Source organism: Bradyrhizobium sp. SZCCT0231 (assembly GCF_018130245.1).
Taxonomy (GTDB): Bacteria; Pseudomonadota; Alphaproteobacteria; order Rhizobiales; family Xanthobacteraceae; genus Bradyrhizobium; species Bradyrhizobium japonicum_F.
Map to the genome: position 1 here is coordinate 109,888 of NZ_JAFCKP010000016.1, position 21,652 is coordinate 131,539.

At 65.8% G+C, this 21,652-nt stretch carries 16 protein-coding genes; 9 read left to right on the top strand and 7 right to left on the bottom strand.

What is annotated here, in order from left to right:
* Positions 1-106: 106 nt before the first annotated feature.
* Complete coding sequence (locus JQ566_RS28050) at positions 107-1,249, bottom strand: type III PLP-dependent enzyme (protein WP_212378432.1); 1,143 nt, start codon at positions 1,247-1,249, stop codon at positions 107-109.
* 689 nt (positions 1,250-1,938) lie between these two features.
* Positions 1,939-2,193: a hypothetical protein gene (locus tag JQ566_RS28055; RefSeq protein WP_080134515.1), complete on the bottom strand. Its 255-nt coding sequence runs from the start codon at positions 2,191-2,193 to the stop codon at positions 1,939-1,941.
* 136 nt (positions 2,194-2,329) lie between these two features.
* On the opposite strand from JQ566_RS28055, the gene JQ566_RS28060 reads away from it, so the two are divergent.
* Genes JQ566_RS28060 through JQ566_RS28070 form a run of 3 tightly spaced genes read left to right on the top strand, consistent with a single transcriptional unit; the run spans position 2,330 to position 6,167 of the window.
* The gene (locus tag JQ566_RS28060) at positions 2,330-4,411 is read left to right on the top strand and encodes a M3 family metallopeptidase (protein ID WP_212378434.1); all 2,082 of its coding nucleotides are present in this window, start codon (positions 2,330-2,332) and stop codon (positions 4,409-4,411) included.
* Positions 4,411-5,049: a DUF1007 family protein gene (locus tag JQ566_RS28065; protein WP_212378436.1), complete on the top strand. Its 639-nt coding sequence runs from the start codon at positions 4,411-4,413 to the stop codon at positions 5,047-5,049. Before JQ566_RS28060 ends, JQ566_RS28065 begins: the two co-directional genes overlap by 1 nt.
* The gene (locus JQ566_RS28070; protein WP_212378438.1) at positions 5,046-6,167 is read left to right on the top strand and encodes a nickel/cobalt transporter; all 1,122 of its coding nucleotides are present in this window, start codon (positions 5,046-5,048) and stop codon (positions 6,165-6,167) included. Before JQ566_RS28065 ends, JQ566_RS28070 begins: the two co-directional genes overlap by 4 nt.
* A gap of 175 nt (positions 6,168-6,342) precedes the next feature.
* Here JQ566_RS28070 and JQ566_RS28075 read toward each other — a convergent pair whose 3' ends face one another.
* Complete coding sequence (locus tag JQ566_RS28075) at positions 6,343-6,741, bottom strand: MAPEG family protein (protein ID WP_212378440.1); 399 nt, start codon at positions 6,739-6,741, stop codon at positions 6,343-6,345.
* An 82-nt stretch (positions 6,742-6,823) separates the two neighbouring features.
* Here JQ566_RS28075 and hemH point away from each other — a divergent pair, with 82 nt between their 5' ends.
* The 4 genes from hemH (at position 6,824) to JQ566_RS28095 (ending at position 10,548) form a co-directional block, all read left to right on the top strand.
* Positions 6,824-7,861 carry a ferrochelatase gene (gene hemH, locus JQ566_RS28080; RefSeq protein ID WP_212378442.1) on the top strand — a complete coding sequence of 346 codons (1,038 nt, stop codon included), beginning with the start codon at positions 6,824-6,826 and terminating at the stop codon, positions 7,859-7,861.
* Positions 7,862-7,871: 10 nt separating this feature from the next.
* Positions 7,872-8,849, top strand: a complete 978-nt coding sequence (locus JQ566_RS28085) for an ABC transporter substrate-binding protein (RefSeq protein ID WP_212378444.1) — start codon at positions 7,872-7,874, stop codon at positions 8,847-8,849.
* A 231-nt stretch (positions 8,850-9,080) separates the two neighbouring features.
* A complete protein-coding gene (locus tag JQ566_RS28090; RefSeq protein WP_212378446.1) occupies positions 9,081-10,079 on the top strand; it encodes an SPFH domain-containing protein in 999 nt (332 codons plus the stop codon).
* Positions 10,080-10,104: 25 nt separating this feature from the next.
* The gene (locus tag JQ566_RS28095) at positions 10,105-10,548 is read left to right on the top strand and encodes an NfeD family protein (protein WP_212378448.1); all 444 of its coding nucleotides are present in this window, start codon (positions 10,105-10,107) and stop codon (positions 10,546-10,548) included.
* A gap of 44 nt (positions 10,549-10,592) precedes the next feature.
* On the opposite strand, the gene JQ566_RS28100 is transcribed toward JQ566_RS28095, so the two are convergent.
* Entirely contained in the window at positions 10,593-10,919 is a 327-nt protein-coding gene (locus JQ566_RS28100; RefSeq protein WP_212378451.1) for a winged helix-turn-helix transcriptional regulator, read from the bottom strand.
* A gap of 96 nt (positions 10,920-11,015) precedes the next feature.
* Between JQ566_RS28100 and JQ566_RS28105 the strand changes: the two genes are divergently transcribed.
* A complete protein-coding gene (locus JQ566_RS28105; protein WP_212378538.1) occupies positions 11,016-11,567 on the top strand; it encodes a carboxymuconolactone decarboxylase family protein in 552 nt (183 codons plus the stop codon).
* Positions 11,568-11,680: 113 nt separating this feature from the next.
* Here the strand turns inward: JQ566_RS28105 and JQ566_RS28110 are convergent, their stop codons facing one another.
* Positions 11,681-12,688: a KpsF/GutQ family sugar-phosphate isomerase gene (locus JQ566_RS28110; RefSeq protein ID WP_212378453.1), complete on the bottom strand. Its 1,008-nt coding sequence runs from the start codon at positions 12,686-12,688 to the stop codon at positions 11,681-11,683.
* A gap of 191 nt (positions 12,689-12,879) precedes the next feature.
* On the opposite strand from JQ566_RS28110, the gene JQ566_RS28115 reads away from it, so the two are divergent.
* On the top strand, positions 12,880-14,622 hold the full coding sequence (locus JQ566_RS28115; protein WP_212378455.1) for an outer membrane beta-barrel protein: 1,743 nt from the start codon (positions 12,880-12,882) through the stop codon (positions 14,620-14,622).
* A 200-nt stretch (positions 14,623-14,822) separates the two neighbouring features.
* Here the strand turns inward: JQ566_RS28115 and JQ566_RS28120 are convergent, their stop codons facing one another.
* Positions 14,823-16,274: a glutamate synthase subunit beta gene (locus JQ566_RS28120; RefSeq protein ID WP_212378457.1), complete on the bottom strand. Its 1,452-nt coding sequence runs from the start codon at positions 16,272-16,274 to the stop codon at positions 14,823-14,825.
* A 157-nt stretch (positions 16,275-16,431) separates the two neighbouring features.
* Positions 16,432-21,165 (bottom strand): glutamate synthase large subunit, encoded by a 4,734-nt coding sequence (gltB, locus tag JQ566_RS28125; protein ID WP_212378460.1) that lies wholly within the window; start codon positions 21,163-21,165, stop codon positions 16,432-16,434.
* Positions 21,166-21,652 lie beyond the last annotated feature (487 nt).

Below are 21,652 nucleotides of genomic sequence, written 5' to 3' on the forward strand. Positions count from 1 at the left end.
CGTGCGCCAGGGGCACGCGGACTCGAGCGTCGTCAGAATGGCAATGTCAGGGAGGGAGCCGGCGGACCGGCTCCCGGGTTCGTCAGGCCTCAGACAGCGAGGCGGATCAGATGTGATACGTCTTCAGCGGCGGAATGCCGTTGAACGCGACCGACGAGTAGGTCGACGTATAGGCCCCGGTGCCCTCGATCAGCACCTTGTCGCCGATCTCGAGCGTCACGGGAAGCGGATACGGGTTCTTCTCGTACAGCACGTCGGCGCTGTCGCAGGTGGGACCCGCGAGCACGCACGGCGTCATGTCCGCGCCGTCGTGACGGGTGCGGATGGCGTAGCGGATCGACTCGTCCATGGTCTCGGCGAGACCGCCGAACTTGCCGATGTCCAGGTACACCCAGCGGACCTCGTCCTCGTCGCTCTTCTTCGAGATGAGCACGACCTCGGATTCGATGACGCCGGCGTTGCCCACCATGCCGCGGCCCGGCTCGATGATGGTCTCCGGAATCTGGTTGCCGAAGTGCTTGCGCAGCGCGCGGAAGATCGAGCGGCCGTAGGTCACGACCGGCGGCACGTCCTTCAGGTACTTGGTCGGGAAGCCGCCGCCCATGTTGACCATGGTGAGGTTGATGCCGCGCTCGGCGCAGTCGCGGAACACCTGCGAGGCCATCGCCAGCGCACGGTCCCACGCCTTCACCTTGCGCTGCTGCGAGCCGACATGGAAGGAGATGCCGCACGGCTCCAGCCGGAGGCGCTTGGCGAGGTCGAGCACCTCGACCGCCATCTCCGGGTCGCAGCCGAACTTGCGCGACAGCGGCCACTCGGCGCCGGCGCAGTCATAGAGGATGCGGCAGAACACCTTCGCGCCGGGGGCGGCACGGGCGACCTTCTCGACCTCGGCGGCGCAGTCGACCGCGAACAGCCGGATGCCGAGCGCGAAGGCGCGCGCGATGTCGCGCTCCTTCTTGATCGTGTTGCCGAAGGAGATGCGGTCGGGCGTCGCACCAGCGGCCAGCGCCATCTCGACCTCGGCGACGGTCGCGGTGTCGAAGCAGGAGCCCATGGACGCGAGCAGGGCCAGCACTTCCGGCGCCGGGTTCGCCTTGACGGCATAGAACACGCGGCTGTCGGGCAGCGCCTTGGCGAAGCTCTGGTAATTGTCGCGCACGACCTCGAGGTCGACGACGAGGCACGGCTCGGTGTCGAGGCCTTCCTTGCGGCGGTTGCGCAGGAATTCCTGGATGCGTTCGGTCATGGCACTCTCCCAAACGGCCCAGCGACGGGCCCGTTCAAAACATGACGTCGGATAGGAGTGCTCTGGCCGGATCGCGCGATGGAGGCGCGACGAAGCCAAAAGACTCAAACCAGACTGTGCTGCCGTGGATTGGTTGGGAGTGTTCCCGCCCGCACACCTGGCAATGAAGGACAAGCCTTTTCAGTAGCCCGCGCCGGCGTTGGACTGCCGGTAGAGACCAAAAAAGCCCGATCCGTCGTTGCTTTAAGTCGCGTCCCCCGTTGAGAGCGGGGTGCGCCGGTTCGCCTCCGGCTGCCAGTCACGGTTGCAAAGAGCGAAGTCACCTTCGACATGGCATCTCTTTGAGAGAGATGCTGGGCGCTCCGGGTTTGCTTCGTCGTCTGACCTCCTCGTCTTGCGACGTTGGGTCTTCCGACTTCTGCACTTCCGAAGAGCCCCTCGGCTTCTTCACCCCTTGGCGGCTGTCCGGCCTCTTGTCCGGATACCTACCGACTGACACACGACCACAGGCACGTGCGAAATTGGGCAAGAGCGCACATAAGCGTTTTGACTCTGCTTCGCAAGAATTTTTTTAGGCTGAGAACAGAATTGCCTAACATCTGCTTGCGCAGTGTTGCGCGAGCGACGCGGAAGATGAACGGGCGTTAAGTTTCTTGCGGCGCGCGCGAGTCTCTCGCTCGCGAGAAGCGTCAGCCGCGCTTCGTGAAGGGCTCGACGCGCTGAGCGCCGCGGATGAAGGCAGTCATCACGAGCACGCCGAGTGCGAACAGCACGGCCTGGAGGATGTGCGCGCCCTGGTCGCCGAGACCGAACAGGATCGCGAGCGCCCAGCCGCCGGCGAAGGCCGCGCCGAACACCTCGGCGCCGATCAGGATGGCGGCGCTGATGACGGTGATGACGCTCGGCCAGACGATCCGGCGGGAAGAGGAAGAAGGCGCGTTCATGGGGCTCAGGGGTCCTGACTTCGAGGGCCGCAATCTCCCCGAAAAGGCGGCCGGGAGCAAGGGCAAATGGCCCAAAAAAGCCCCATCGCGTGCTATAGCTGGCCGCAACAATCGAGCCACGAAAACCGGACTTGTGATGTCAGAATCCCGCCAAATTACGGACGCCGAGACCAACCCGCTGCTGAAGGCCTGGGTGACGCCGTTCGCGACTCCGCCCTTCGACGAGATCAAGCCGGAGCACTTCCTGCCGGCGTTCGAGCAGGCCTTTGCCGACCACGCCGCCGAGATCGCGGCGATCACCAATGATCCGGCGGCGCCCGACTTCGCCAACACCATCACGGCGCTGGAGCGCTCGGGCAAGCTCTTGAGCAAGGTTGCGGCGGTGTTCTACGACCTCGTCTCGGCGCATTCCAACCCGGCCATCCTGGAGATCGACAAGGAGGTCTCCTTGCGGATGGCGCGACACTGGAATCCGATCATGATGAACGCGGTGCTGTTCGGCCGCATCGCCCAGCTGCACGAAAACCGCGCCGGTCTTGGGCTCACGCCCGAGCAGCTGCGTCTGCTGGAGCGCACCTACACCCGCTTCCACCGCGCCGGCGCCGGTCTCTCCGAGGAGGCCAAGGCGCGGATGGCCGAGATCAACGAGAGGCTCGCCCAGCTCGGCACCGGCTTCAGCCACCATCTGCTGGGCGACGAGCAGGACTGGTTCATGGAGCTCGGGGAGGCCGACCGCCAGGGCCTGCCGGAGAGCTTTGTGGCCGGCGCCAAGGCTGCGGCGGAAGAGCGCGGCATGGCAGGCAAGGCCATCGTCACGTTGTCGCGCTCCTCGGTCGAGCAATTCCTGAAGAGCTCTGCCCGGCGTGACCTCCGCGAGAAGGCCTACAAAGCCTTCATCGCGCGTGGCGACAACGGCAACGCCAATGACAACAATGGCACCATTGTCGAGATCCTGAAGCTGCGCGAGGAGAGCGCCAAGCTTCTGGGCTACCCGACTTTCGCCGCCTACCGGCTCGAAGACTCCATGGCCAAGACGCCGGACGCGGTGCGGGGCCTTCTGGAGCGGGTCTGGAAGCCGGCGCGGGCGCGGGCGCTCGCCGACCGCGACGAGATGCAGGCGCTGATCACGGAAGAGGGCGGCAATTTCAAGCTCGCGCCCTGGGACTGGCGCTTCTACGCCGAGAAGCTGCGCCTGCAGCGCGCCAATTTCGACGATTCCGCGATCAAGCCGTATCTCAGCCTCGACAACATGATTGCCGCCGCCTTCGACTGCGCGACGCGCCTGTTCGGCGTCACCTTCGAGGAGCGCAAGGACGTTCCGGTCTGGCACCCGGACGTCCGGGTCTGGGAGCTCAAGGGTCCGGACGGCAAGCACAAGGCGCTGTTCTATGGCGACTACTTCGCCCGGCCGTCGAAGCGTTCCGGCGCCTGGATGACCTCGCTGCGCGACCAGCAGAAGCTCGACGGCGACGTCGCGCCGCTCGTTCTCAACATCTGCAATTTCGCCAAGGGCGCCGGCGGCGAGCCTTCGCTGCTGTCGCCCGACGATGCCCGCACCCTGTTCCACGAGTTCGGCCACGGCCTGCACGGCATGCTCTCCAACGTGACCTATCCCTCGCTGTCGGGCACGTCAGTGTTCACCGACTTCGTCGAGCTGCCGTCGCAGCTCTACGAGCACTGGCAGGAGCGGCCCGAGGTGCTGCAGACGTTCGCCCGTCACTACCAGACCGGCGAGCCGCTGCCCGACGACCTGCTCCAGCGCTTCCTTGCCGCGCGAAAATTCAATCAGGGCTTTGCCACGGTCGAGTTCGTCTCCTCGGCGCTGATCGATCTCGAATTTCACACCCAGCCGGCAGCCGCCGCGCAGGATGTCCGCGCCTTCGAGAGGAAGGAGCTGGAGAAGATCGGCATGCCCGAGGAGATCGCGCTGCGGCACCGTCCGACGCAGTTCGGTCACATCTTCACCGGCGACCACTACGCCGCCGGCTATTACAGCTACATGTGGTCGGAGGTGATGGACGCCGACGCCTTCGGCGCCTTCGAGGAGGCCGGCGACATCTTCGATCCTGCCGTGGCCAAGCGCCTGCACGACGACATCTATTCTTCCGGCGGATCGGTCGATCCGGAGGCCGCTTACGAGGCCTTTCGCGGCCGCCCGCCCGAGCCGGACGCGCTGCTGCGCCGCCGCGGCCTGCTCGACGACGCAAAGGCGGCCTGATGGACATGCGCGCTCTTTACGGTTGGCTGCTCGCCGTAGGCCTGTCGTTCGCGGCGGGTGCCGCGCAGGCGCATCCGCATGTCTGGATCACCGCAACTAGCGAGCTGCTCTACGCCGCCGACGGCACCATCACCGGCGTGCGCCACGCCTGGACCTTCGACGACATGTTCTCGGCCTATGCGGTGCAGGGGCTCGAGAGCAAGACCAAGGGCACCTATACAAGCGAGGAGCTCAAGCCGCTGGCGCAGACCAATGTCGAGTCGCTGAAGGAATATGCCTACTTCACCTTTGCGCGAGCCGACGGCAAGAAGGAGCGATTTCAGGAGCCGGTCGACTATTTCCTCGACTACAAGGACACGGTGCTGACCCTGCACTTCACGCTGCCGCTGAAGAGCCCGGTCAAGCCCAGGCAGCTGGTGCTCGAAGTGTTCGACCGTTCCTTCTTCATCGACTTCCAGATGGCCAAGGACAGCCCGGTCAAGCTGGTCGGTGCGCCCGCGGGCTGCCAGATGAAGCTGGAACGGCCGAACGACGGCACCGCGAGCGCGCAGAAGCTCAACGAGCAGACCTTCCTGAACGGCGAGAACTCCAATTTCGGCATGATGTTCGCCAACAAGATCACGGTGGATTGCCCTTGAAGCCGCAACTCTCCTCGCTCGTGCGCGGGCTGCTCGCTGGCGCCGCAATTATCCTCGTGCTCGGCCTGGCCGATGCCGCGCTCCACGATCTCCTCGCGCAAAACCCCTTTGGCGCCCCGCGGCCCGCACAGGCAGCCGAACCCGAGGCCAGCGGCCTCATCGGCTGGCTGCTGGCAAAGCAGTCGGAATTCTATCGCCAGATGTCGTCGACCATCCGCGCCGCGAAGTCTGACGGCTCGGCAGTTTGGACGCTGCTGTTCATCTCCTTTGCCTACGGCATCTTCCATGCCGCCGGTCCCGGCCATGGCAAGGCGGTGATCGCCTCCTATCTGGTCGCCAACCGCGAGACCGCGCGCCGCGGCATCGCGCTGTCGTTTGCCTCCGCCCTGATGCAGTCGCTGGTCGCGATCCTCATCGTCGGCATTTCGGCCTGGGTGCTGAATGCGACGGCGAAAACCATGTGCAAGGCGGAAGGGGTGATCGAGATCGCGAGCTACGCCCTGATTGCAGCGTTCGGCCTGCGCCTGGTCTGGGTCAAGGGCGGCGCCTTCATCCGCGCGCTGCAGGCGGCCCAGCCGGTGCCGGCGATGGCGGGCGTGCCGCACGATCATGACCACGATCACCACCATCATCATGATGCGCATGATCATCACGATCACGGTCATGATCACCATCATCACGATCATGCCCACGCCGCCCACCACCATGCGCACGACCACGTCCATGACGAGCATTGCGGCCATTCCCACGGCCCCACCCCGAGTGAGCTCGCCGGGCCCGGCGGCTGGCGGCGCGGCTTTGCGGCGATCCTCACCGTCGGTATCCGTCCCTGCTCCGGCGCCATCCTGGTGCTGGTGTTCGCGCTGGCGCAGGGCCTGTTCTGGGCCGGCATCGCCGCGACCTTCCTGATGGGGCTCGGCACCGCCATCACGGTCGCGGCGATCGCAGTCGTCGCCGTCTCCGCCAAGGACATCGCGCAGCGCCTGAGCGCCGGCCGCGACGGCGGCGGTGCGCTGTTCATGCGCGGCATCGAGTTCGGTGCCGCCGGCCTGGTCCTGCTGTTCGGCGTCGGCCTGTTGTTCGGCTACATCGCCGCCGAACGGACGACGTGTTTTTGAGGCGAACTCTTACCCTCCCCTGGAGGGGGAGGGTCGGCTCACATTGAGCGCAGCGAAATGAGAGCCGGGGTGGGGTGATCTCTCAACACGGGCAGTGTGCGATGTGGAGAGACCGTCACCCCACCCCGCTCGCGCTGCGCGCGATCGACCCTCCCCCTCCAGGGGAGGGTAAGAGTCACACCGGCAGAAACCGCTTCAGCATCGGCATGAGAAAAATCCCGAGATTGATCGCAAAGCCGATGGTCCAGAGGATCGAGCGCAGCGTCGGGCGGTTGCCGAGATAGGTCAGCACATAGGCGATCCGCACGATCAGGAACAGCGCCGCGAGCTCGTCGATCAGCCGCTGCGGCGAATCCCTGTATTCGGCGAGCAGCACCGCGAAGGCGAAGAACGGAAAGGTCTCGATGCCGTTCTGGTGCGCGCCGAGCGCGCGTTGTGAGAGGGCGTCCTCGTAGAACGCGGGGTCGCGTGGCCGGGAATTGTCGAAGCGGCGAAACCTGATCCATTTGATCGAGGCGATCGTCAAGAGATAGAGCAGCAGCGCTCCGAAGACGCACCATTCCGCGAGTGTCATCTTTCCTCCCCCGCTTGGGTGCGACCCTAGCGAACCCCGGCTCATCTTGACAAGTTCGGACCAACGCGCGACCCACAGAGCCATGACCAGCGTCGTCCCCATCGAGACTACGAAACCGGCCGCGAAACCCGCCCAGCCGCGTGTGGGCGTGCTCCTGATCAATCTCGGAACGCCTGACACCGCGGATGCCCCCGGCGTGCGCATCTACCTCAGGGAGTTCCTCAGTGACGCCCGCGTCATCGAGGACCAGGGCCTGGTCTGGAAGCTGGTGCTGAACGGGATCATCCTGCGCCGTCGTCCCCGCACCAAGGCCCTCGATTACCGGAAGATCTGGAACAATGAGCGGGACGAGTCGCCGCTGAAAACCATCACGCGCTCGCAAAGCGACAAGCTCGCAGCCGCCCTGTCGGACCGCGACCACGTCGTTGTCGATTGGGCGATGCGCTACGGCAATCCCTCGATCAAATCCGGCATCGACGCGCTGATCGCGAAGGGCTGCGAGCGCATTCTGGCCGTGCCGCTCTATCCGCAATATTCGGCCTCGACCTCGGCGACCGTCTGCGACGAGGTGTTCCGCGTGCTGGCGCAGCTCCGCAACCAGCCGACGCTGCGGGTGACGCCGCCCTACTATGACGACGCGGCCTATATCGAGGCGCTCGCGACCTCGATCGAGGCGCATCTGGCGGACTTGCCTTTCAAGCCGGAGCTGATCGTGGCGTCCTTCCACGGCATGCCGAAATCCTATGTCGAGAAGGGCGATCCCTATCAGCAGCACTGCATCGCGACGACGGAGGCGCTGCGCCGCCGGCTCGGCATGGATGAGACCAAGCTGCTGCTGACATTCCAGTCCCGCTTCGGCAATGACGAGTGGCTCCAGCCCTACACCGACAAGACCATGGAGCGGCTCGCCAGGGAAGGCGTGCGGCGGATCGCGGTGGTGACGCCGGGCTTCTCCGCCGACTGCCTGGAGACGCTGGAGGAGATCGCGCAGGAGAACGCCGAGATTTTCAGGCACAATGGCGGCGAGCAGTTTTCCGCGATCCCGTGCCTCAACGACAGCGCATCGGGCATGGACGCGATCCGCAGCCTGGTGCTGCGCGAGCTTCAGGGCTGGATCTGATGGGCGCCCCATGAATCGCCGCGAGTGCCTGGCGCTTCTTGGGATGATCGTGGCGCTGCCGGCCCCGGCACTGGGGCAGCAGCGGAACGCGACGCGGCGGCTCGGCGTACTCTCGGTGACGGCCGCCGATGACGCGATCGGGCAGGCGCGCAGCACGATCCTGGTCGAGGCGCTCGCCGGCCAGGGCTGGAAGGAGCGCGACAATCTCAAGATCGATTGGCGCAGCGGCGGCGGTGACCGCGCCCGCATCGCGCAGCTTGCGGACGAGCTGATCGCGCTCGAGCCCGACATCCTGCTCGCGGTCGGCACGCCCTCGGTCGAGGAGCTGCGCCGGCGCACCACGACGATCCCGATCGTGTTCGCCGTGGTCACCGATCCCGTCAGCCAGGGCTTTGTCGAAAACCTCGCGCATCCCGGTGGCAACATCACCGGTTTCACCGATTATGACGGTCCGCTCGCCGGCAAGTGGCTGGAGATGCTGAGCCAGGTCACGCCGCCCGTCCGCCGCGTGTTCGTCGTCTACAACCCCGCCACCGCGCCGTTCGCGCCCCTGATGCTGCGCACGATCGAGGACGCCGCACGGACGCTGCGCCTGACGGTCGAGCCCGCGCCCGTCCGTGACGCCGTCTCGATCGGCGCGCTGGCTTCGCGGCAAGACAGTGCCGTCCTGGTCCTGCCGGACTTCTTCACCATGGCCAACCGCGCGCAACTGCTCTCGGCGATCGCACAGGCTCGCGTCCCCGCGGTGTTCTGGAGCCGGACCTTCGTCGACGAGGGTGGGCTGATGTCCTACAGCACCGACAGCGCCGAGCAGCTCCGCCGCGCCGCGGGCTACATCGACCGCATTCTGAAGGGGGCGCGCGCGGCCGACCTCCCGGTCCAGAACCCCACCAAGTTCGAGCTGACGGTCAACCTCAAGGCGGCCGGGGCGCTCGGCGTCACGCTGTCCCCGGGTCTGCTCGCGATTGCGAATGACGTCATCGAATGAAGCCGCCCTTGGCGGAGGCTTGGCCCGCATTCGTTAATTTCCGCTGCTAGGTCTGCGCCCCTGCGCTTTCAAGAGCCGGTCGTAAATACATATCGTGGTCGTTCTCTCCCTCGACGTCTTGTGCAGAATTACGCCTATACCGACGTGAATTGCGACCGCTGAACCGGTAGGGTCGCGATCCCGACCAATGACAGCGCCGGAAGGGGCCTTTTTCGCCGGCTTGGAGGAGATATGAGCGGTTTCGACATTTTCGCGATTGTTCTGGTATTGCTCGTCATCGTCACGCTGGTGGCCGGCGTGAAGACGGTGCCGCAGGGCTATGACTGGACCATCGAGCGGTTCGGCAAGTACACCCAGACGCTCAGCCCCGGGCTCAACCTGATCGTGCCCTATTTCGATCGCGTCGGACGCAAGATCAACATGATGGAGCAGGTGATCGACATCCCCGAGCAGGAGGTGATCACCAAGGACAACGCCACCGTGACGGTCGACGGCGTCGCCTTTTTTCAGGTGTTCGACGCTGCGAAGGCGAGCTACGAGGTCGCCAACCTGAACCAGGCGATTACGGTCCTCACCATGACCAACATCCGGTCGGTGATGGGCTCGATGGACCTCGACCAGGTGCTGTCGCACCGCGACGAGATCAACGAACGCCTGTTGCGCGTGGTCGATGCCGCGGTCTCGCCCTGGGGCGTCAAGGTCAACCGTATCGAGATCAAGGACATCGTGCCGCCCGCCGACCTCGTCGAGGCCATGGGCCGGCAGATGAAGGCCGAGCGCGTCAAGCGCGCCGACATCCTCGCCGCCGAAGGCCAGCGCCAGTCGGAGATCCTGCGCGCCGAGGGCGCCAAGCAGGGCCAGATCCTCCAGGCCGAAGGCCGCCGCGAGGCCGCCTTCCGCGACGCCGAGGCGCGCGAGCGGTCGGCGGAAGCCGAGGCCAAGGCCACGCAAATGGTCAGCGAGGCCATCGCCAAGGGCGATGTCGCTGCGCTAAACTATTTTATCGCCGACAAATATATCAAGGCATTCGGGCAACTGGCCGACTCGCCGAACCAGAAGGTCATCATGCTTCCGGTCGAAGCGATGAGCATGCTGGGCTCGCTCGCCGGCATCGGCGAGATCGCCAAGGCCACGTTCGGCGAAAGTGCGGCCTTTGCAACGGCCGCGGCCCGCCGCGGCGGCTCGGTGCCGTCGTCTGGTCCGACGCCGCCCGCGGTGCCGCCGCAGTAACGGGGTATTTTACAGAGGTCGTGTCATGACCGACATGTTCGTATCGCTGGGCAACTGGAACTGGCTGATCTTCGGCTTCGTCCTGATGGCGCTGGAGGTGCTGGCGCCGGGCGTCTTCCTGTTCTGGCTCGGCCTTGCTGCGCTGCTGGTCGGCCTGATCTCGTTCGCAGCTGCCATCTCCTGGCAGATCCAGCTCGTGATGTTCGCGATCTTCGCCGCCGCCGCCGTGCCGGTCTGGCGCCGCCTCGCCAAGCCGAAGCCGGACGCGAGCGCCAGCCCATTCCTCAATAAGCGCACCGAAGCGTTGCTCGGCCGTGAGTTCACGCTGGAGAAGCCGATCATCGACGGCACCGGCACCGTGCGCATCGGCGACACGGTGTGGCGCGTGGCTGGGCCCGATACGCCGGCCGGCACGCGGGTCAAGGTGGTGCAGGTCGACGGTGCCAACCTGACGGTGGCAGCGGCGTAGCTTCGCTCGTCCCGGACCCCCTCCAGGGGAGGGTAAGAGGCGCCTCACCTCTTCCACCTCTCCGCAAACCTGTGCAGCGGCATGAACGTCTCGCACAATTCCCGCCCCAGCGGTGTCAGCCCGTAACCGCCGCCGTCACCCAGTTCCACGAAGCCGGCCTCGCGTAGTTCGGTCAGCCGCGCTTGCAGCACCGTGGGCGAAGCCTCGTCGCAGGCGGTGCGTAAGCTGCGCGAGGTGAGGGGCTCTTCGCGCAACTCCCATAATATCCGCAGGCTCCAGCGCCGGCCGAGCAGGTCGAGCAATGCCATGATCGGCCGCCCGGTGCGCGAGCCGCGGACGCTGCGTGTCGTCGAGCCAGCCTGTTTCGCCATCGTCGCCTCTTGCGTTGCGCTACAAATAATGTAGCGTATTGCTACTATAAATGTAGCAAAGGAGGCGGCCCCATGTCTTCTGCCATGTCTTCTGCCATGTCCGAAGCCACACCGCGCATTGCCCTGCTCATGCCGCCTTATGCCCCGGAGATCCAGGCGCAGTTCGACCGCATCATGCGCGGCGCGCCGCCGCTGGTGCTGTTCCGGGTGATGGCGGGCCACGGCCGCGCCTGGGACAAGTTTCGCGCCGGCGGCCTGCTCGATCCCGGCCCGCTGTCGCTCCGCGAACGCGAGATCGTCATCGACCGCACTTGCGCGCTGAACGGATGCGAATATGAATGGGGCGTGCATGTCGCGATTTTCGCTGGGGCGGCAAAGCTCACCGCGGACGAGGTCCGTGCCACCGTGCACGGCGATGCGAATTCAGCCTGCTGGTCGCCGGCCGAGCAGGCGCTGATCGCGGCCGTCGACGCGCTGCATCACCGCGCGACGTTGAGCGACGAGGAATTCGCCGCGCTCTCGGCGCATTACGACGAGGCGCAGATTCTGGAGATCATGCTGCTGTGCGGCTTCTATCGCACGGTGTCGTATCTGGCGAACGGGCTGCGCTTGCCGCTGGAGGAGACGGCGGCGCGGTTTCCGGCGTAGGTCTCTCCACCGTCATTGCGAGGAGCCTTGCGACGAAGCAATCCAGACTGTCTCCGCGGAGGCAGTCTGGATTGCTTCGCTGCGCTCGCAATGACGAGTGGAAAGCGCGCGCCCTACGCCACCCCCGCGCGCAGCAGGTCGTGCAGGTGCACGATGCCCACCACCTTGTTCGCCTCGGTCACCAGCAGCGTCGTGATCTTGCGGGTGTTCAACACCTCGATCATCTCGCTCGCCAGCATCGAAGGCGGCACGGACTTCGGCTGCTTCGTCATGATCTCATCGACCGCCACCGTCAAAAGATCGGGCCGCATGTGGCGGCGCAGGTCGCCGTCGGTGATGATGCCGACGGCCTCGCCCGCAGCGTTGACGATGCAGACGCAGCCGAGCCCCTTGGCCGACATCTCGACCACGGCTTCGGACATCTCGGTACCTTCAGGCTTGACCGGAATCTCCGCGCCGGTGCGCATGTAGTCACGGACGAATTTCAGCATCGCGCCCAGCTTGCCGCCGGGGTGGAAATGCGCGAACTCCAGCGCTGTGAAGCCGCGCCCCTCCAGCAGCGCGATCGCAATGGCGTCGCCGATCGCGGCCTGCATCAGGGTCGAGGTGGTCGGCGCCAGATTGTGCGGGCAGGCCTCGCGCGCCTTCGGCAGCTCGATCACGATGTCGGCGGCCTGGCCGAGCGAGGATGCGGCGTTCGACGTCACTGCGATCATGGGGATCGCAAAGCGGGCCGAATAGTTCACCAGCGTCTTCATCTCCGGCTGCTCGCCGGACCAGGACAGCGCCATGATGACGTCGTCAGTGGTGATCATGCCGAGGTCGCCATGGGCGGCTTCCGCGGTGTGGACGAAGAAGGCGGGCGTGCCGGTCGAGGCCAGCGTCGCCGCGATCTTGCGTCCCATGTGGCCGGACTTGCCGAGCCCGGTGACGATGACGCGGCCCTTGGCCTGCCGGATCAGCTCGACGGCCTTGGCGAAGGTCGCGCCGAGCGGGCCGCGCAGGGCGGCGGCGAGCGCGTTGATGCCGCCGCTCTCCGTCTCCAGCGTGCGGAGCGCGGATTCGACGCTTGTCGGAATGGGGCCGGATGATTGGGTCATCAGCGGTTTCGAGCTCGGCATGGTCTGGTCCAGGGAGGAGGGGCGTGCGCCCGTTGGCGCCTGCTTAGCACGCCCCGACCAGCGAGGCGACGAGCGCGCCAACACCCTCAACGGGTCATTAACCATAATTGTTTTAACTCCATTAACGATGGTTCCCGCCTGTCGGCGGAGGCGATCGTGAAAGTATTTGATTTCGTTGGGGTAATTCCATCGTGGGGTCGTCTCCAGGCAGGAGCCGGAGCAAACGCGCGCAGTTCCTGCGCGCCGCATTGCCGTGCCTGGCGCTGACTGCCCTCGGAAGCGGCCCCGCGGCCGCCCAGAGCCTCACGCCCGACCTGTTCAATCCCAACCGCGGCGGCTTCGCCTCGCCCGACACGCTGCCGACGCGCCGCACGGCGGGCGTGCCGCAGGCGCCGTCGGATGCGCTGCCGGCACTGCCCGATCCCAATGCCGATCCGCGCAAGGCCCGCGAGAGGCCGGCGACCTCGCGCATCGGTCAGGTCCCGACCTACGGCCTGCCCGCCGCCACCGGCGCGAGCAGCTCCGGCTACGACTCGCTCAACCGCAAGCGGCAGCAGCCAAAGCTTCATCCTGGCCAGCCAAAGCCGAAGCGTCCCGTCGGCCCGGGTTCGCCGCCGCCACCGGCAACGCCGGTCACGACGCTGGGTCCGCCGCGCATCGCGCCGCCGCCGTCCGAGACCGCGCACAAGACGCCGGTAGCCCCGGCGATGGCCGGCAACGTGCCCGGCCAGCCGCTGCGCCGCCGCCTCAAGCTGGATGAGGATCCGTTCGGCGCGGTCGGCGATTATGCCGGCAGCTTCCTGATCAAAGGCGGGCTCGAGCTCTCTGCCGGCTACGACACCAATCCGACGCGCCTCAACAAGCCTGTCGGTTCGCCGGCCTATGTGGTCGCGCCCGATCTCCTCGTGGTGTCCGATTGGGAGCGCCACGCGCTGGTCGCCGATTTGCGCGGCTCGTTCTCGGGCTACACCAACGACATGCCGGCGACCATCGACGGCTTCGCCTCGCCGTCGCCGGTCGAGGCCAACCGTCCCGATTTCAACGGCCATGTCGATGGCCGGCTCGACGTCACCCGCGACTTCAAGCTGACCTCGCAGCTGCGCCTGCGGCTCGCCACCGACAATCCCGGCAGCCCCAACGTGCAGGCCGGCCTGCAGAAATATCCTGTCTATGCCACCTACGGCACGACGATCGGCTTCGACCAGACCTTCAATCGCTTCCAGGTCGCTGCCGGCGCCACGGTCGATCGCACCGCCTACACCGACTCGAAACTTACCGACGGCTCGACCTTCAGCAATAGCGACCGCGACTTCAATCAGTATGGCGGCGTCGGACGCTTCTCCTACGATCTGAAGCCGGGCCTGAAGCCCTTCGTCGAGATCGAGGGCGACACCCGCGTCCACGACCTGGCGGCCGATCGCAACGGTTATTTCCGCGATTCGAACGGCGGCTATGCCAAGATCGGATCGTCCTTCGAGTTCTCGCGCATCCTCACCGGCGAGATCTCGGTCGGCTATTCCGCGCGCAACTACACCGACCCGCGTCTCAGCCAGCTGTCCGGCTTCCTCACCACGGGCTCCCTGATCTGGAATGCCAGCGGCCTCACCACGGTGAAATTCTTCACCGACACGCAGATCAACGAGACCACGATCCCCGGGTCCTCCGGCGTCCTGGTGCGCACCTACGCCGCGGAAGTCGACCACGACTTCCGCCGTTGGCTCACCGCAATCGGCAAGTTCACCTACGGCACCTACGACTACCAGGGCCAGAACCGCAACGACAAGACCTACTCGCTCGAAGGCAATTTGATCTACAAGCTCAACCGCAACATCTGGATCAAGGGCACACTGCGCCACGACATCCTGGATTCGAACCAGGCGGGATCGAGCTCGCAGGGCACGGTGGTGATGCTGGGGGTGAGGCTGCAGAATTGAGAGGCGGCGGCGGGTATTTGAGCGTGTGCGGCACTATGGGCACCGCTCTTGCCACTCACTCCGCCGTCATGCCCCGGCTTGACCGGGGCATCCAGTACGCCGCGCCTCATCCGTATACGTTTGACGTCTCTGGAATACTGGATCGCCCGGTCAAGCCGGGCGATGACACCGTTTGCTGATTTGGCGGCGGAGCAAAAAACTCAGCGCGGCAGATCCGTCTTCCCCATCAGGAACGTGTCGATCGACCTTGCGCACAGCCGGCCCTCGCGGATCGCCCAGACCACCAGCGACTGGCCGCGGCGCATGTCGCCGGCGGTGAACACGTTGGGGCGCGAGGTCTGATAGTCGAGCGTGTTGGCCTTGACGTTGCCGCGCGGGTCGAGCTCGACCGCGAGCGTCTTCAGGAGGCCCTCGTGCACGGGATGGACGAAGCCCATCGCGAGCAGGACGAGCTCGGCGTCGAGCTCGAACTCGGTGCCGGCGATCGGCTTGAACTTGTCGTCGACGCGCACGCAGTGCAGCTTCTTGACCTGGCCGTTCTCGCCCGTGAACTTCTGCGTCAGCACGGCGTATTCGCGGATCGCGCCTTCGGCCTGGCTGGAGGAGGTGCGCATCTTCAGCGGCCAGTTCGGCCAGGTCAGGCCCTTGTTCTCGCGCTCGGGCGGGGCGGGCATGATCTCGAGCTGGGTCACCGACAGCGCGCCCTGGCGCAGCGAGGTGCCGATGCAGTCCGAGCCGGTGTCGCCGCCGCCGATGACGACGACATGCTTGCCGCCGGCCAAAATCTCCTGGACGCCGCCGAGCGGCTCCTCGGAGACGCGGCGGTTCTGCTGCGGCAGGAAGTCCATGGCGTAGTGGATGCCGGCGAGGTCGCGGCCGGGGATCGGCAGGTCGCGCGGGGCTTCCGCGCCGCCGGTCAGCGCCACGGCGTCATACTCGTTGAGCAGCTCGCGCGGATCGACATTGCCTTCGGCGCCGACATGGCTGTTGTAGTGGAAGGTGACGCCTTCGGCTTCCATCTGCGCCACGCGGCGGTCGATGACGCCCTTCTCCATCTTGAAGTCGGGGATGCCGTAGCGCAGCAGGCCGCCGGCCTTGGCGTATTTCTCGAACAGATGCACGTCGTGGCCGGCGCGGGCGAGCTGCTGCGCGCAGGCCATGCCGGCCGGGCCCGAGCCGATCACGGCGACCTTCTTGCCGGTCTTCTCCGCGGCCACTTCCGGCTTCAGCCAGCCATTGTCCCAGGCGCGGTCGACGATCGCGCATTCGATGGTCTTGATGGTGACGGGGTTGTCGTCGATGTTGAGCGTGCAGGACGCTTCGCACGGCGCCGGGCAGATGCGCCCCGTGAACTCCGGGAAATTGTTGGTCGAGTGCAGGTTGCGCGAGGCTTCTTCCCAATTGCCCTGGTAGACGAGGTCGTTCCAGTCGGGGATCTGGTTGTTGACCGGGCAGCCGGGCGTGCCGGGCGCGACCGAGCCGGTGCCGTGGCAATAGGGAATGCCGCAGTTCATGCAGCGCGCGGCCTGGTCGCGCACCTCCTTCTCGGAGAGCGGAACGACGAATTCCTTGTAATGCTTCACGCGCTCGGCGACCGGGGTGTACTTGCGATCGTGCCGTTCGATTTCCAGAAAACCCGTGATCTTGCCCATTAAACCCGAAGTCCCTGCCGCTTAGTCGTTTGTTCTCTCACTCCTCATCCTGAGGAGCGGCGCACCCTTTGCGCCGCGTCTCGAAGGATAGAGGCCCGGATGGTGACCTCATGGTTCGAGACGGCGCTACGCACCTCCTCACCATGAGGGCTTCTTCTTACGCCCCGATCGCGATTTTCGGCTCGGCGTCCGCGTTGGCGGCCAGTTCGCGCAGCGCGCGCCGGTACTCGACCGGCATCACCTTGCGGAATTTGGGCAGCCATTCCTTCCAATTGGCGAGGATCTCAGTGGCGCGCTTGGAGCCGGTTGCCTTGGCGTGGCGCGTGATCAGCACGTGCAGCCGCTCGACGTCGGAGGCGAGCAGGTTGTTGAACACGTCGACCCGGCCATGCGCCTCGAGGTCACCGGAGGCGTGATAGGTGTCGGCGTTGATCATCTCCTCCGACAGCACCGGCTCGAGCTCGACCATGCTGAGGTTGCACAGCTTGTCGAAGTCGCCGGCCTCGTCCAGCACATAGGCGATGCCGCCCGACATGCCGGCCGCGAAGTTGCGCCCGGTCTTGCCGAGCACGACCACGATGCCGCCGGTCATGTATTCGCAGCAATGATCGCCCGCGCCCTCGACCACCGCCACGGCACCGGAATTGCGCACGGCAAAACGTTCGCCGGCGATGCCGCGGAAGTAGCATTCGCCCTGGATCGCGCCGTACATCACGGTGTTGCCGACGATGATCGATTCTTCCGGCACGATCGCGGAGTTCTTCGGCGGCTTGACGATGATCTTGCCGCCCGAGAGGCCCTTGCCGACATAGTCGTTGCCTTCACCTTCGAGCTCGAAGGTGACGCCATTGGCAAGCCACGCGCCGAAGGCCTGGCCGGCAGTGCCCTTGAGGCTGACATGGATAGTGTCCTGCGGCAGGCCGGCATGGCCGTAGATCTTGGCGACCGCGCCCGACAGCATCGCACCCGCAGAGCGGTTGGTGCTGTTGATCGCGGCCTCGATCTTCACCGGCGCGCCGCGGTCGAGCGCAGGCGTCGCCTGCTCGATCAGCGAGCGGTCGAGCACCGCCTCCAGATGATGGTTCTGGCGCTCGGAGTGATAGATCTTCTGGCCCTTCTCTTCCTTCTGCTTGACGAACAGCTTCGAGAAGTCGAGCCCCTTGGCCTTCCAGTGCGCGACCAGACGGGTCTGGTCGAGCAGCTGCACCTGGCCGACCATCTCGTTGAAGGTGCGGAAGCCGAGGCTCGCCATGATCTCGCGGACCTCTTCTGCGACGAAGAAGAAGTAGTTGATCACGTGCTCGGGCTGGCCGGTGAAGCGCTTGCGCAGCACCGGGTCCTGGGTCGCGACGCCGACCGGGCAGGTGTTGAGATGGCACTTGCGCATCATGATGCAGCCGGCCGCGATCAGCGGCGCGGTGGCAAAGCCGAACTCGTCGGCCCCGAGGAGGGCGCCGATCACGACGTCACGTCCGGTGCGGAAGCCGCCGTCGACCTGGACCACGATGCGGCTGCGCAGCCGCTCGCGCACCAGCGTCTGGTGGGTCTCGGCTAGCCCAATCTCCCACGGCGAGCCGGCGTGCTTGATCGAGGTCAGGGGCGATGCGCCCGTGCCGCCCTCGAAGCCCGCGATCGTGACATGGTCGGCGCGGGCCTTGGCAACGCCCGCGGCCACCGTGCCGACGCCGATCTCGGAGACGAGCTTGACCGAGACGTCGCCCGTCGGGTTGACGTTCTTGAGGTCGTAGATCAGCTGCGCCAGGTCCTCGATCGAGTAGATGTCGTGGTGCGGCGGCGGCGAGATCAGGCCGACGCCCGGCGTCGAGTGCCGGACTCTTGCGATGGTCGCGTCGACCTTGTGGCCGGGCAGCTGGCCGCCTTCGCCGGGCTTGGCACCCTGCGCCATCTTGATCTGCATCATGTCGGAGTTGACGAGATACTCCGTGGTGACGCCGAAGCGGCCCGAGGCGACCTGCTTGATCGCCGAACGCATGGAATCGCCGTTCGGCATCGGCTTGAAGCGGTCGGCTTCCTCGCCGCCTTCGCCGGTGTTCGACTTGCCGCCGATCCGGTTCATGGCGATGGCGAGCGTGGTGTGCGCCTCGCGCGAGATCGAGCCGAAGCTCATCGCACCGGTGGCGAAGCGCTTGACGATGTCCTTGGCCGGCTCGACCTGGTCGAGCGGGATTGGCTTGCGCTTCTCTTCCTCCGCGTTCTTGATCCGGAACAGGCCGCGCAGCGTCAAAAGACGCTCCGACTGCTCGTTGAGGATCTTGGCGAAGGCGCGATAGCGCTCCAGCGAATTGCCGCGGGCGGCATGCTGGAGGAGGCCGACCGACTCGGCGGTCCAGGCATGGTCCTCGCCGCGGCTGCGATAGGCATATTCGCCGCCGACGTCGAGCGCGCTCTTGTAGACCTGCGCCTCGCCGAACGCGTCGGCATGGCGGCGCACGGCCTCTTCCGCGATCTCGGCGAGACCGACGCCCTCGACGCGCGTGTGCGTGCCCGCGAAGAACTTGGCGACGAAATCGGCCTTGAGACCGACGGCGTCGAAGATCTGCGCGCCGCAGTAGGACTGGTAGGTCGAGATGCCCATCTTGGACATCACCTTCAGAAGCCCCTTGCCGATCGACTTGATGTAGCGCTTGACGATCTCGTAGTCGTCGAGCGAGCTGGGCAGGCGGTCCTTCATCGCGATGATGGTCTCGAACGCGAGGTAAGGATTGATCGCTTCGGCGCCGTAGCCGGCCAGGCAGGCGAAGTGATGCACTTCGCGCGGCTCGCCGGATTCGACGACGAGACCGACCGAGGTGCGCAGTCCGACGCGGATCAGATGATGATGCACGGCGGCGCAGGCCAGCAGTGCCGGGATCGGCACCCGGTCGGTGCCGACCATGCGGTCGGACAGGATGATGATGTTGACGCCCTCGCGCACCGCGCTTTCCGCGCGCGCGCAGAGCTCGTCGAGCACCTGGTCCATGCCCGCCGCGCCGAGGCCGGCGTGGAACGTGGTGTCCAGCGTGCGCGACTTGAAGTGCGAATCGGCCACCTCCGAGATCGAGCGGATCTTCTCGAGGTCCGCGTCGGTCAGGATCGGCTGGCGCACTTCGAGGCGCTTGGTCGTGGCCATGCCCTGCAGGTCGAACAGGTTCGGCCGCGGTCCGATGATGGAGACGAGGCTCATCACCAGCTCCTCGCGGATCGGGTCGATCGGCGGGTTGGTGACCTGCGCGAAGTTCTGCTTGAAATAGGTGAACAGCGGCTTGGCCTTGTCCGACAGCGCCGAGATCGGCGTGTCGTTGCCCATCGAGCCCGCGGCTTCCTCGCCGGTGGCCGCCATCGGCGTCATCAGGATGGCGATGTCTTCCTGGCTGTAGCCGAACGCCTGCTGGCGATCGAGCAGCGACAGGTTGGAGCGCACGCCGGTGGTCGGAACCTTCGGCAGCTCTTCCAGCACGATCTGGGTCCGCTCCAGCCACTCCTTGTAGGGATGGCTCCTGGCGAGCTCGGCCTTGATCTCGTCGTCCGGGATCAGGCGGCCCTGCTCGAGGTCGACCAGCAGCATCTTGCCGGGCTGCAGGCGCCACTTGGTGATGATCTGGTCCTCGGGGATGGTCAGCACGCCCATCTCCGACGCCATCACGATGCGGTCGTCCTTGGTGACGAGATAGCGCGCCGGCCGCAATCCATTGCGGTCGAGCGTGGCGCCGATCTGGCGGCCGTCGGTGAAGGCGATCGCGGCGGGGCCGTCCCACGGCTCCATCAGCGCGGCATGATATTCGTAGAAGGCGCGGCGCTTCTCATCCATCAAGGGATTGCCGGCCCATGCCTCCGGAATCATCATCATCACGGCGTGCGGCAGCGAGTAGCCGCCCTGCACCAGGAATTCGAGCGCGTTGTCGAAACAGGCGGTGTCCGACTGGCCTTCGTAGGAGATCGGCCAGAGCCGGTTGATGTCCTTGCCGTAGAGCTCGGAGCTCACCGAGGCCTGGCGCGCCGCCATCCAGTTGGTGTTGCCGCGCAGCGTGTTGATCTCGCCATTATGCGCGATCATGCGGTACGGGTGCGCCAGCGACCAGGCCGGGAAGGTGTTGGTCGAGAAGCGCTGGTGAACGAGGGCGAGCGCGCTCTCGAAATCCTTCTCGTGCAGGTCGGGGTAGTACTTGCCGAGCTGGTCGGCGAGAAACATGCCCTTGTAGATCACGGTGCGGCAGGACATCGAGCAGGGGTAATAGCCGGCGAGGCCGCGGTCGCGGCGCTGGTAGATCGCCTGCGAGATCGACTTGCGCAGGATGTAGAGCCGGCGCTCGAACTCGTCCTCGGTCTTGGCGGTGCCGTTGCGGCCGATGAACACCTGCATGCAGGCGGGCTCGGTCGGCTTCACGGTGACGCCGAGCGAGGAATTGTCGGTCGGCACGTCGCGCCAGCCCAGCAGGGTCAGACCCTCTTCCTTGATCTGGTCGGCGATGATGCTCTTGATGACGTTGCGCCAGGCGGTGTCGCGCGGCATGAACAGCGCGCCGATGGCGTATTCGCCCGGCGCCGGCAGCGCGAAGCCGAGTTCCTTCGCCTTGCGGCTGAAGAAGGCGTGCGGGATCTGCACCAGGATGCCGGCGCCGTCACCGGCGCGCGGGTCGGCGCCGACGGCGCCGCGGTGCTCGAGGTTGCAGAGGATGCTCAGCGCGTCCGAGACGATCTCGTGCGACTTCTTGCCCTTTATGTTGGCGATGAAGCCGACGCCGCAGGAGTCCTTCTCCAGGCTCGGATCGTAGAGGCCCTCGGCTTTGGGCCGCGAATTGTGCTCCTGAATCGGATCGGTCGTTTTCGAGGCGACCGTCGCCGACAGCTCTTCTGCCACGATGTTTGCGCGCTCGAATTGCGACCCGTTCATTGTTCCTATCCTCTCCATGCGGCAAGCTGCCTCACCGCCACCTTCGGCGCACCTTGGGCGTCCCGCGGCACCCGCTCCTGGGCCACCGCTCGTCCGCTGCGAGCCGCATTTTCTTAAATTCAGGCCCAGGCGTTCTTCGTCCCCGAGAACGGCTTTGCCCGTTGCCTTATGGTGCTCGGAAGCACCAGCTTTCGCTGCAATCCCTGTGCCGGAACCGCAAGCAAAATTGAGACAGTCTTCCTGTCCTAACCATCACCTTGCCAAATTTTTGTCTAGCACACAAGCGCGCGAAAGTCCCGATTCCCGATAAGTCAATCAATCGCTTTCCAAAAGTTGCGCAGCCCCGGTTTTGAAGCAAACGCGCCCTGATCCGGCCCCGCCGGCGCCGAAATCCCGAATGAAGCTTCGGATTAACCCTTCGGAAGGCGCGCCACGCCGCAAGAAGCGAAAGAGGGCGGCCACCGGAGGGCCTGACAGGAGCGTCTCG